This is a genomic window from Microcystis flos-aquae FACHB-1344 (genome assembly GCF_014698375.1).
Taxonomy (GTDB): Bacteria; Cyanobacteriota; Cyanobacteriia; order Cyanobacteriales; family Microcystaceae; genus Microcystis; species Microcystis aeruginosa.
The window spans coordinates 1-11,950 of record NZ_JACJSW010000109.1 but is presented as its reverse complement, the minus strand read 5'-3'; the positions used below and the strand labels follow the sequence as shown (position 1 = coordinate 11,950).

Annotated in this window: 9 protein-coding genes and 1 pseudogene; 5 read left to right on the top strand and 5 right to left on the bottom strand. The window is 45.1% G+C overall.

Features of this window, described 5'->3' with window-relative positions; genetic code table 11:
• Positions 1-736: 736 nt before the first annotated feature.
• From H6G48_RS08930 to H6G48_RS08920, 3 genes are read right to left on the bottom strand one after another with little or no spacing between them, the layout of a single operon-like run.
• The gene (locus H6G48_RS08930) at positions 737-1,561 is read right to left on the bottom strand and encodes an ABC transporter ATP-binding protein (RefSeq protein WP_190721137.1); all 825 of its coding nucleotides are present in this window, start codon (positions 1,559-1,561) and stop codon (positions 737-739) included.
• A gap of 13 nt (positions 1,562-1,574) precedes the next feature.
• Positions 1,575-2,618 carry a taurine ABC transporter substrate-binding protein gene (locus H6G48_RS08925; protein WP_190721135.1) on the bottom strand — a complete coding sequence of 348 codons (1,044 nt, stop codon included), beginning with the start codon at positions 2,616-2,618 and terminating at the stop codon, positions 1,575-1,577.
• A gap of 32 nt (positions 2,619-2,650) precedes the next feature.
• Positions 2,651-3,229 (bottom strand): ABC transporter permease subunit, encoded by a 579-nt coding sequence (locus tag H6G48_RS08920; RefSeq protein WP_242034594.1) that lies wholly within the window; start codon positions 3,227-3,229, stop codon positions 2,651-2,653.
• A gap of 764 nt (positions 3,230-3,993) precedes the next feature.
• Between H6G48_RS08920 and H6G48_RS08915 the strand changes: the two genes are divergently transcribed.
• The 3 genes and pseudogenes from H6G48_RS08915 to H6G48_RS26240 form a co-directional block, all read left to right on the top strand.
• The gene (locus tag H6G48_RS08915) at positions 3,994-5,538 is read left to right on the top strand and encodes an iron uptake porin (RefSeq protein WP_190721128.1); all 1,545 of its coding nucleotides are present in this window, start codon (positions 3,994-3,996) and stop codon (positions 5,536-5,538) included.
• A gap of 94 nt (positions 5,539-5,632) precedes the next feature.
• The gene (locus H6G48_RS08910; protein ID WP_061431627.1) at positions 5,633-6,556 is read left to right on the top strand and encodes a TauD/TfdA dioxygenase family protein; all 924 of its coding nucleotides are present in this window, start codon (positions 5,633-5,635) and stop codon (positions 6,554-6,556) included.
• A gap of 379 nt (positions 6,557-6,935) precedes the next feature.
• Positions 6,936-7,187: pseudogene (locus H6G48_RS26240) on the top strand (glutaminase); the annotation flags it as partial.
• Positions 7,188-7,329: 142 nt separating this feature from the next.
• Here H6G48_RS26240 and H6G48_RS08900 read toward each other — a convergent pair.
• Complete coding sequence (locus H6G48_RS08900; protein WP_190721123.1) at positions 7,330-10,449, bottom strand: TIGR03032 family protein; 3,120 nt, start codon at positions 10,447-10,449, stop codon at positions 7,330-7,332.
• Between the two features lie 529 nt (positions 10,450-10,978).
• On the opposite strand from H6G48_RS08900, the gene tumA reads away from it, so the two are divergent.
• Both tumA and H6G48_RS08890 read left to right on the top strand, forming a co-directional pair.
• Positions 10,979-11,209 (top strand): antitoxin TumA, encoded by a 231-nt coding sequence (gene tumA, locus H6G48_RS08895; protein ID WP_190721120.1) that lies wholly within the window; start codon positions 10,979-10,981, stop codon positions 11,207-11,209.
• On the top strand, positions 11,199-11,363 hold the full coding sequence (locus H6G48_RS08890) for a hypothetical protein (RefSeq protein WP_190721117.1): 165 nt from the start codon (positions 11,199-11,201) through the stop codon (positions 11,361-11,363). The genes tumA and H6G48_RS08890 overlap by 11 nt, the downstream gene beginning before the upstream one ends.
• Before the next feature lie 20 nt (positions 11,364-11,383).
• Here the strand turns inward: H6G48_RS08890 and H6G48_RS08885 are convergent.
• Positions 11,384-11,950, bottom strand: a 567-nt coding sequence (locus tag H6G48_RS08885) for a bluetail domain-containing putative surface protein (protein ID WP_277925600.1), incomplete at its 5' end; no start/stop codon positions are given.

Sequence of the window (11,950 nt, the reverse complement as noted above, 5' to 3'; positions counted from 1 at the left end):
TCGGTAATAATTTGATAATTGGTAACGACAACTCCTTCTAGGTGAAGTAGCTCGGTCATTAACTTTAATTGTGGATTTGATGGCATAAGTATAGCTTGTGTCTAAAATTGCTGATCTTGGCTGTCTATATTTTAACCAATAAATTGCTGTATTGCAAGCATAGTGAGCTTTTAAAGATAAATTATTGTTTTTATTGGTCAGCTATAGTTGTCTGTTTTTTCTTTGATTTTACACGACAAGTTCGGAAGAGCCACAAATTTTTGAACCTAAAAGGAACCTCTATTCAAGGCTATCGACACCTAGAAAATATCGGTATAGTTTGACCAGTCGAATCGAAAAATAAAAAAGCAACGGCTCGACTGAGCTCGCTGAACGTCCGAAGTCTGCCGACCGCCTGATCCCAACAAACAATTTAAATTACGAACAGCTTAGTGTTTTGTTGGCCAAGGGTCAACGAGGATAAAAGGGAAATCAGAAATAATAAATTTTTTTTATCAATACATCGACAAAAATCAATGATGTCATGGCGAGGGGAGGACACCGGCGACCGCCTTGATCTTTCAGGCAATTCGCCCCCCGAAGCAATCTGCCCCGTCCTGAGGTTTATTCTCTGTCACCCTAACTTAGAACAGTGAAAGTTATGTGAAAGTAAGGTTGAGGTTAAGAAAGTTTTAAAATGTAGCAAATGTACTTGACAGCGACAATTTTATTGAAATCCCCAAACCCGATCAAGTGACTAGATATCGTCAGTCCGAATACTATCGACCAAATTCTGCCGCATCTCCAGGAATTCCCGAGATAGCCGCAAAGAAGCCGGGGTTACCTCGTGGTCACGGTAGGCGAAAGGATTGACGATATCCTTGACCACGCGACCGGGACGAGCGTGCAGGATAACGATGCGGGTGGCAAGCAATAAAGTCTCTTCCACGTCATGGGTGATGAAAAAGATCGTTTTCCCCGTTCTCTGCCAAATGCCTCTGAGATGGGTTTGGATCGATTCGCGGGTGAGCGCGTCGAGGGCGCCAAAAGGTTCGTCCATGAGAATAATCGCTGGTTCGGCGGCTAGGGTACGGGCGATCGCTGATCGTTGTTGCATCCCTCCGGAAAGCTGATAGGGGAAGAAATTCGCCGCTTCCGAGAGTCCCACCATCTCCAAAGTGGCGGCTACCCTTTGTTTTCGTTCCCGATCGCTCACTCCTTTCATTTTTGGGCCAAATTCGACATTTTTGGCGATCGTTAACCAAGGGAACAGGTTAGGACGTTGAAACACGACCCCCACATCGGGATCAGGTTCGGTATGTCGTTTCCCCGCGACGGTGACTATTCCCGTCGTCGGCCGTTGGTAGCCAGCCAAGACCCGTAATAACGTCGTCTTACCGCACCCAGAAGAGCCTAACACGCAGACGAAATCTCCTGCGAACAAGCTTAGATTAATGTCCCGCAAGACTTCATTTCCCTCGCTACCTGAGCCGAAGGTAACACCGACATTGGCTAGTTCGCAAACGCTCACTTCTCGCGTCAGGGTATCGGAGATAGTTTTCGGATCAAAAGAGTAACTCATGGACTTTCAGAAACTAGAGGGCTTTGGTAAGGAGGCTTTTTTGAAAGGTGGCCAGATCGGGCGCGCTGGTGATTTTTTTCTGATTGACCGCGAAATCTGCCGATTCCTTAAGGATTCTGGCGAAGTCACCTGGATTGTCGGTCGTCCCCAGATATTTCGGCGATTGCTGTTCGCTCGAATCCAACCAGATCAACTCTTTGACCGCAGCGGCCGTTTCCTCCGGCGTGATATTCAGTTCCTTGGCTAAAGCTTTGATCGCGCTCTGCGGCTCGCTTCGGTATGTCTTAACCGCCTCATCCAACACGGCGATATATCGCTTCACCACCTCGGGGTACTGTCCGGCGAATTCTGTTCGCACCACCCCCAGATCCGCCGTGATAATGCCTTTTTTAGCGAGATCGGCCGAGGAGATCAGCACCGTTCCCCCGTCTTTCTGGAGTTTACCGAGATTCGGTTGCCAGACGTAACTCGCGTCGATATCCCCCCGCTGCCAAGCGGCGACGATATCCGGGGGTTGTAGATCCAATATCTTCACGTCCTTCTCCGGGATATTTTCCAGGGCCAGTAGGGATTCCAAGGAGAAGTGAGCGGTGGAACCGAAGGGAGTGGCCACTTTTTTGCCCTTGAGATCGGCGATCGACTTGATGCCTTTCTTAGCGATCAACGCCTCCGCCGCGCCGATCACGTCGAGGATAAAATACACCTGATAGGGTAATCCACTGGCGATACCCACGCTGGCGGGAACCGTACCCAACGCCCCGAAATCGATCCCTTTGGCGGCGATCGCCGTGTTCACGTCCCGTCCCGAATCGAAGCTGATGTATTCTACCTTGGCATCAGGAAAGGCTTTGTCCGCCAGTCCCAAGGCTTTCGCGAGTAGTTCGGGATTGGGGATCACCTGATAGCCGATGCGGATTCTTGCCGGAAGTGTTCCGGTTGCGGTGGTGGACGACGGGTTAGAAGAACTCCCGGTCTTCTCGCTGACACAGCTTGACAGGATCACGGGTACACTCGCGCCCAATAAACCTAACAATATTTCTCGACGTTTCAAAGGCATAAGATATCTCGTTACAATCACTAAAAAAAAACTCAGGCGTCGCGACCGATCCAGGGCAATTGGGTTTTCTCTATCCAACGGATCACTGCGTCGATCGCTATGGCGACCAACCCCATGATGGTAATGCCCACGAAAATGACATCGCTGCGGAGAAATTTACTGGCATCAAGTACCATCCAACCGATACCCGAAGTAGCGGCGACCATTTCGGCCGCCACTAGGGTGGAATAGGAAACCCCGATCGCCGTTCGCAATCCGGTGAAAATTTCTGGCAGGCAGGAGGGGAATATGACATAGACAAATAACTGCCAGCCGGAAGCACCGAGGGATCGTGCGCCGTTGATCCGGTCGATCGAAATCCGTTCCACCCCGGAAACCACCGCTAGAAAAAGTGGGGCGAAGGCGGCCAGGAATAAAAGGGCGACTTTCGACGGATTCTCGATGCCTAACCAGATGACTAACAGGGTGTAGTAAGCGAGGGGGGGTAGCGGTCGGTAGAACTCGATAATTGGGTCGAAGGCGGCTCGGATCGGTTTGGAGAAACCGCATAACATACCCAAGGGGATGGCGGTAACAGTCGCCAGCACTAGAGCCGCGATCAGTCGGTACATACTCTGAAAAATGTGATAGAGAAGCGAGTGGCCCTTGTAGCCACTTTGCAGAATATCGACAAATGCCGACCAAACCGCCGCTGGCGAGGGGAGAAACAGAGGATTGACCCAGCCTAAAGACGTACTGAGAGACCAGAGGGCGAAGATCAGCAGCACCGCTCCCAGAGAGATCGCTCGCTCCGAGGTCACAAAACGATAGATCGGCGATTTTCGAGAAGGATTTCGGGTCGGTGTCCTTTCCGGTTTCAAAACCATACAACTCCCTCGCGGCTAATAGGAAAAGAGTGATCGTTTCTGGGGAAGAAATGAGCGAACTACGGCTAATTTTTCTCGTATCGCCTAATCACGAATTCGTAAAGTTAGCTAGTCCATCGAGATTTCATTATGCTACGGCAAGCCGACCGAAAAAGTCAAGTTTATTGATCAAAATAAACTCATCTGATTTGGTATAAATTGTACTTGACAAAGATTTCTGGTGTTGCTGATTTGAGATACAAATCTTCTTTCGTGGAATTTTAAAACCTAGACCCAAAGCGATTTTTGCCTGGGTACAAGGTGGCTATTTATACCTTGATTCAGCCAAGCCAAAAAAAGTAACCAGGCGGCCATATATAATAACTAATGGAACGACCTAGCGAAGAGTCTGGATATCCTGACAAAACTTGCACCGCTCGGAAATTTGTGTCATACTCCTCGATTAATCAATAAATACAGTATGCCTATCAACTTACTGTATTTAATTCGCGGTGAAGGAGTCTATAAGTATGTTCGAGGGATTTCTAGTTCGATTATTTTCGGGTTCGGTTTTGGTCGGGATGGCCCTGGCGAGCGCGAATCCGTCCCGGCCCGAGGAAAAATTTTTAGAAAACCAGCCGCCGATGGCCCAGATCACTTCAGTTTCCCAATTGCGGGACATATCGCCGAGCGCGTGGGCCTATCAAGCACTGCAACAATTAGTGGAACGGTACGGCTGTATCGTCGGCTATCCCGACAGAACATTTCGGGGTGATCGAGCCTTAACGCGATGGGAGTTCGCTGCGGGCTTAAACGCCTGTCTGAACACGATCGAGCGGTTACTTCAGGAAAATGTAGCGATCGCCGGCGAGGATATGGTTCGGCTTAACCGATTGGCGGAGGAATTCGCCGCCGAGTTGGCGGCCTTGGGTGTCAGGCTCGACAATCTCGAACAGCGCACCGCTTTTCTAGAAAATCATCAATTCTCGACGACGACAAAACTGAAGGGAGAAGTAATCTTTGCCCTGACCGACGCGTTCCAAGGTTCGATACAGGGAAGTAACCTTGTGTTTCAAGATCGGGTTCGTCTATCCTTGGAGTCTAGCTTTACTGGAAAAGACCTCTTAACCGTCCGATTGGCGGCCAGTAGTACGGCCCGATTGCGACTCCCCGGATTCCCCAATAACGCCCAGGGCAACCAAACCTTTAACCTGCCGCCGGGGAACGGGAACGATATCGTCCTCGACTGGCTCGCCTACGAGTTTCCCGTGGGCGATCTGTACGTCTATCTCCCGGCCTATAGCGGTCGCTGGTGGGATTTCGCCCCGACCCTCAACCCCGTGATCGGGGGAGGGACGAACGGCCGGAAAGCCCTCAGTATCTTCGCCCAATTCAATCCCGTCTATACCCTCGGCGGGGGTTCGGGAGTCGGTCTAAATTACAACATCGGCAAACAGTTTACCATCAGTGCCGGCTATCTGGCGGGAGACGATACATCGGGAAATCCCAATCCGGGAAACGGTTTATTTAACGGGGAATATAACACCCTGTTCCAACTAGCTTGGTTGCCCGGCACGAACGCGGGTATCGCGCTCACCTACGTCCACGCTTATCAACCGGACGGACCTCTCTTCGACTTCGGCACGGGAGGGGCGAAAATCGGTACGGCTCCCGCGAACGCGCCCTTTAGCGGGCCGGTTTCCTCGAACTCCTACGGGGTTTCGGGTTTCTTCCAGTTTAACCCCTACGTCATTCTTAACGGTTTCTTCGGTTACACCAACGCCCGAACCACTAGCGGTTCCGGTAGTGCCGATATCTGGTACTATGCCCTAGGACTCGGCTTTCCCGATCTGGGCAAAGAGGGGAATTTAGGCGGTCTCGTGGTGGGCGCAGAGCCGTATCGGGGAGATACTAGCCCGAACGATCTCTCGCTCCATCTGGAGGCGTTTTATAAGTACCAATTGACGAAGAATATCTCGATCACGCCTGGGGTGATCTGGATCACCGCGCCTAACCAGGATGCGGGAAATCCCGACGGGATCATCGGGACAGTCAGAACCACGTTTACTTTCTAAAAGACATCCCGTTATCGCCACATTTGCTCTTGCATTTTATCGTATTTAATTCACTGATCAGATCGGTGAGAACTAGGAACTGGAGGATAAATCTATGGGTTTCAACTACTTCAATATTCAGCCGATCGCCGGGCGAATTGGAGCCGAGATCGTTGGCATCGATCTGAGTCAAAATCTGAGCGATGATCTAATCGCCGAGATCCGTAAAGCGTTGATTCAATACAAAGTTATTTTTTTTCGACAACAAACCTTAGACGAAAAGGGTCACATCGCTTTCGCCCGTCGTTTCGGCGAGTTGACGAAAGCTCACCCCACTGTACCTGGTTACTTAACGGATTATCCTGAAATTTTCGATTTAGATTATCGGCGACACCATGCCTATACGGATCTTTGGCATACGGACGTTACTTTTGTCGAACGACCGCCCCTAGGCTCGATTTTACGTGCGGTTATTATTCCGCCCTATGGAGGGGATACGATTTGGGCTAATACGGTGACAGCCTATGAAGATTTGCCACCCCATTTGCAAGCCTTAGCCGATCACCTGTGGGTTGTTCATACCAATTATTCGGATTATGCCGCTTCTACGGTTGAGATTTCCCAAGCTAAACGGGATTACGCCAAGGTTTTTCAATCGACAATTTATGAGGCTATCCATCCGGCGGTACGGGTTCATCCCGAATCCGGTGAGCGCTCACTGGTGTTAGGGTCCTTCGCCCGTCGGATTAAAGGACTTTCTTCAGAGGATTCTTTCGATACCCTCAAACTTTTGCAATCCTACGTCACCCGTCCGGAAAACACGGTACGTTGGCGTTGGCAAGTCGGGGATATCGCTTTTTGGGATAATCGTTCCACCCAGCATTACGCGATTGCCGACTATGGCGATCGCCCCCGTCGGGTGCAACGGATCACGATCTCGGGCGATGTTCCGGTTAGTCTTGACGGGCAACGCGGTGGTGTGGTTATGGGAGATATTAGTGATTATGTTCCCGTTTCCCAAGAGAAAGACACCGATTGAGTCAATTTAAAGGTTATTGATTAGCTCGAGCGACAGGAATTGCAGCATCTCCTGGGCGAGATGGGCAGCCTGCACCCGGATTTCAGGAACGGCAATGGACTCCCAAAGATTACCATTATTCTAAGGGCGATATTTAATCCGATACTTTTTGTTAACACACATTAACAATGCAGGCTCTTCGTTACTTGGTATGATTCGCTCAGGGGGCATAAATCGGCTAAATCCTTATCTGGCAAGAGACTTAGTTGATTAGCTCGTTCTAGCTCGAAAAGAATTGGCAAAAATTGCATAACACAAACCGAAGAACCACAATGCACTTTAAGAGAATCTCTTAAAGAGGGGGTATCTCCCAAAGTCTAAAACCTTTGGTTTTAGACTTTTGATTTTAGCTGCTCCTTTTGGTGAAATTATTCTAGAAATTATGACTAATTGCGGTCTTTATGAAGCTTCCCAACAATTCGCCCTTGAGGTGGGTTTTCCCACTAAATCGGGAGTCAGTGGGGCTGTATTATCAATTGTACCGGAACAGGGAGCGATCGCTTGTTATAGTCCCATGTTAAATGAGCAAGGTAATTCAATTTTAGGACTTAATTTGTTAACACATATAAGTCATTTTGTCAAGGAAATTTAATCTATAAAAATAAGCTTTAATTCCTCAAAAAAACACCGATACTTTTTCTAATTTTTCTGGCCAAGTACCGTGAAAACTGGGAGGGATAAAGTTCATTTTGTCAAGGATTGTTAAGATGCGCTTACCCTGATAATTCCAGTGATCAATTGGCTATCCTGATCATCTCTGGTGATTTTCCCGCAGCATAAATATCCCACATTGTCCGATAAGCTTTTTCTAAATTGCGGGTAAAATGAAGGGTATCAAATAACGGATAAGTCAGACGATTTTGTGCTAATTTCTGTTTAATTTCCTGCAATTTATCAGGAGATTTTGCTAAATTAATCGCTAAATTTTTATACTCCTCTAAATTCTTAGTAATTAATTCAGGTAGGCCAATAGCTGTCAGTAAACTAGCACCAACACGGGAAGGAAAAGTTGTACCTTGACAAGTTATAATCGGTAAACCTGCCCATAAAGCATCACTCCCAGTAGTATGAGCATTATAGTATAAAGTATCAAGAAATAAATCAGCTAGTTGATGTCGCGCCAAATGTTCCGACTTAGGTTCGAGATGGGCAAAAATTAAGCGATCGCCTTCAATTCCTCGCGCTTGTGCTTCCCGACGTAGATTTGCTTCAGCTTCAGCTACTCTCGAAAATAACCATAACACACTACCTGGAACATTATCCAAAATTTGCATCCATACAGTGAATATTTGCGGCTCAATTTTATAGGTATGGTTGAAACAACAAAAGACAAAACCCGATTCAGGAAGACCATACTGGGAACGAGTAACAGGTTTAGATGATATAATTTGTTGATAATCATTAGCCTGATAACTATCCGGTAAAATTACCAATTTTTCAGTAAAATTATCAGCAGACTCTGGTGGTGTAACTATGGCATCACCAATAATATAGTCGATAAAATCTGCTCCCATTGTCCCCGGATAAACCAAATAATTAACTTGAATCGGTGCCGGTTTTAAAGCCAATATTTGTGTCCGCGCCTTATCAATATATCCCATCAAATCAACTAAAATATGCACCCCATCATCAAAAATCCGTTGTGCAGATTCCGTAATTGATAAAGTAGCAATATCATAAAAGCGATCGCAATCATTAGCAATGCGACGACGATATTCACTACCATCATCAGGACCATAGGAATAGGCAATTATTTCAAAGTTATTGCGATCATGTAAACCAAAGACACTTTGCATCAAATGACTGGTGGGATGATTACGAAAATCATGGCATAAATAACCTATTTTTAATCGTCCAGATCGGGTGCGGGAATGGTTAAAGTTGAGGGGTTTAGTCCCTAAGGCTAATTGTCTTTTAACCTCTTGAGCATAGTTACAAGCTACTTTTAACTGTTGACTAGCAGACCAAGGTTTATATAAGGTATCAAAGGGAGTTACTGCGGTAGATTTTCCCTCTTGTAACTGGTTTTCGGTTAATTGCCAAAGTTGGATTAAATCAGCTTCTCTTGTCTCCCAATTACAAGTCATTTCCTTCATAGAAAATAAGCAAGCAAAAGCCTCTGGGGAATTAGGTTGAATGGCTAAAGCTTGCTTAAATACGCTCATAGCTGCTTCTACTTTGTCCTGTCTTCCTAAAGCTAAAGCCAAACTATTATAAGCTTTCATATACTTAGGATTAAGCTTAATTGCTGTTTGAAAATAAGCGATCGCTTCTTCAATTTTTCCCTGTAGTTGTAACACATTGCCTAAATTAAAGTGTGCTTCTGGATAATTAGGGTTTTTCCTGATTGCTTCTTGAAAATTGACCACAGCATCCCCTAACTTATCCTGCATTTGTAAGACTAAACCTAAATTATTCTCAGCAAAAGCATAGTTTTGATTGCTACGAATAGCTTGGTTAAAGCAAATAATTGCCTCGTCTAAATCTCCCTTGCTAACTGCTATTATTCCTAAATTATTGTGGCTTTCTGCATAATTAGGATTAATCAATAAAGCTTGCTTGTAAGCCAAAATAGCTTGATCAATTTGTCCTAAACTATCCATGATCACCCCCAACTGATGCCAAGCAGCTGCATATTGGGGAGATTGATTAATTAATTGTTGATAGAGAGCGATCGCTTCTTCAAGCTTAACCTGTTTTTGCAAGGTGTATGCTTGCTGATAAAGGGTATCTGCTGGGGAAGTATCAGGCTGATTATTTGCTATATTTCCTCCAACTAAAGGAGAAATAGGATCAAGAGTAATAATTTTACTGATGTCATCATTTTGGAATCCTAAAGCTTGGGGACGTTTAACTCCTTCTAAGATTTGTATATCATAAAGTTCAGTCACTTCACCTTCTAAGCGTATCCAGTGAACAACTTCACCTGTTTTCAAGTCAATAATTAGCAGACCACAGCGAGGATCTGCTTCTTTAGCCATTAAATTATCATCTAAGATTAACCCCGAAAAAGTCTTATCTACCCCACGATTTTTAGATAATCCAACAATGGCATAATTTCCGACAAATGCTAAACCGCGCAGAAAACCAGGACAAAAAGTAACAGGCTCAAAAATGCCTTTGTCTTGATCAATATAACCAAAGTAACCCGTACCCGCATTTAATAACCATAACTTACCCTGATAAAATCGGGGAGAATGAGGCATAGATAAACCAGTAGCAATCACTTCATTAGACTGAATATCAATGACACAACCGCCAGTTTGTCTTCTGTCTCTCCACCCATCCACCACATCTGATTGACTACAAGCGGTGACATAACGCGCCTTCCCATCTACCAAAGCTAAACCATTGAGATGACAACGATCTTCATTGACTAAAGCGGAAATAAACGATGGTTTCCATAGGGGAATACAACTATGGCGATCGCTGACTGTCGCCAGACAATTTAACATCGTACTGATAAATACAATTCTTTCAGAGAGATTTTCTATTGCCAAATCGTGAATATCTAAATCCCCAGTAGTATAACTAATGCGGGGGATATAAAGTTTATCGTAACCATCATAAAGTTGTTCGGATGATAACACATTATCTAGTTGCCAGATTTGATAGCGGGAACTAAGATAAATCCTTTCTGGGGTAGCATATAAACCCATGGCGCGGTCAAATATACGCTCAAATCCCGACATCCCCCTTTGAGGGTTAACTCCTAAAAACATCAGTCGAGAACTTTGATAGGTAGTAAAAGCCAGACTAATCTGCTGAGACTCTAACCAATCAATGAAATTACGGGAAGCAATTATCTCTACGGGAATAGATTGATTAGTATTGGGAGTTGATTGATTCATCATAACCACAAAGACACAAAGATTAGCCAGTAGGGTGTGTTAGCGATAGCATAACGCACCAATTTAATGATAGAGGTGGTGCGTTACGGCGGATTGTTAATTTTGGTTTTTTGACCGAATTGATAGCCGCCTAACGCACCCTACTGGATTGTTTAAACTGGATTGTTTCAACTGCGACCTCTTCCCATGATTGATGTCCTCAGTTAGGTTTATCTATTGCCTTATTTTAGCTGAAACAGTCCACTACGATTTATGTTTTTGTTTGAGCGCGATCGTTTATAATCAAAATATCATTATTTTGGGTTTGCTGAATAAGTACGGGCGAAGCATTCGGATAGAAAATCTACCTTTTCACCGATAGGTTATTGTCCGAATGCTTCGCCCCTACAGGACGCGGGCCGATGAAGACGCAAGGTTTTGAACGACGATTCTCTCAAAATCTTGCACCTGTTTCGCTCGTAAAGCCCCAAAACCTTTACTTTGCCTACATTTCAAATTTATTCAGCAAACCCTATTTTGGAGTAAAAGAAAAATGCGTAAACAGACCATTCAATATACATCATCTTTAGATGCTTTGATTGCTGTTGCCAAGCGACTTAGCGTTTATGAGAACCAACATAAAATGGATTCCGAAGATTTTTATAACCAATACAATCAGGGAACAGTATCAGATGATATAATATTTATAGAATGGGCAAACGATTATCGTCATTACCTTGCTTTGCGTCAAGAATTAGAACAAATATTAAATCATGCTGCTTAAACTTTTATCTGATTACCTCAATCAAGTAGAGCAAGCAATTGTGCAGCCAGTAGGGTGTGTTAGCGATAGCGTAACGCACCGATTTAATAATAGAGGTGGTGCGTTACGGCGGCTTGTTAATTTTGGTTTTTTGACCGAATTGATGGCCGCCTAACGCACCCTACGCCTACTTAATTAAACAAAGAAATTACTCACGGGAATGTTCCCTAAAGCAGGTAAAGTACCAGTAAATCCGGTGATATTTATTAATAAATCATTGCTGGATTGGAAGCCATCTGTGCTATCATTAATAACGAGGTAAGTTCCAGCGATCGCACCAGTTGTTACTTGCACTAAGGCGGCACTATTAACCCCTAATCCTTGATTACCTGTAGTGGCTCCATTGGCATCAGTAAATACCTGATTGATTAAATTGTCTAAAGTGGTGACAGTGCTATTAGCAGCACGACTGAAACTACTAGGCGCACTCATGGGAAGTCCACCTTGAGTTAATAAGTCGATTTTATCACTATTGATGGCAAAATCTGTGATACGATCGCTTGCGGATATGGTAGATTGTCCAAATTGGAAGATAAAAGTATCTGCACCTGGACCACCGGTTAGAATATCAGCACCATTAGCACCATTGATTTGATTATTGCCACTATTTCCGGTGATGATATTATTAGCATTGTTACCCGTACCGTTAATATTATTAGTGCCAATTAGTTTGAGGTTTTCGACACCGTTAGGTAAAGTACG

Bases quoted from the DNA above. Each gene is read 5' to 3' on its own strand.
- H6G48_RS08890 (WP_190721117.1), top strand. From the start codon at position 11,199: ATGCTGCTTAAACTTTTATCTGATTACCTCAATCAAGTAGAGCAAGCA.
- H6G48_RS08900 (WP_190721123.1), bottom strand. From the start codon at position 10,449: ATGATGAATCAATCAACTCCCAATACTAATCAATCTATTCCCGTAGAG.
- H6G48_RS08920 (WP_242034594.1), bottom strand. From the start codon at position 3,229: ATGTACCGACTGATCGCGGCTCTAGTGCTGGCGACTGTTACCGCCATC.
- H6G48_RS08930 (WP_190721137.1), bottom strand. From the start codon at position 1,561: ATGAGTTACTCTTTTGATCCGAAAACTATCTCCGATACCCTGACGCGA.
- H6G48_RS08915 (WP_190721128.1), top strand. From the start codon at position 3,994: ATGTTCGAGGGATTTCTAGTTCGATTATTTTCGGGTTCGGTTTTGGTC.
- H6G48_RS08925 (WP_190721135.1), bottom strand. From the start codon at position 2,618: ATGCCTTTGAAACGTCGAGAAATATTGTTAGGTTTATTGGGCGCGAGT.
- H6G48_RS08910 (WP_061431627.1), top strand. From the start codon at position 5,633: ATGGGTTTCAACTACTTCAATATTCAGCCGATCGCCGGGCGAATTGGA.
- tumA (WP_190721120.1), top strand. From the start codon at position 10,979: ATGCGTAAACAGACCATTCAATATACATCATCTTTAGATGCTTTGATT.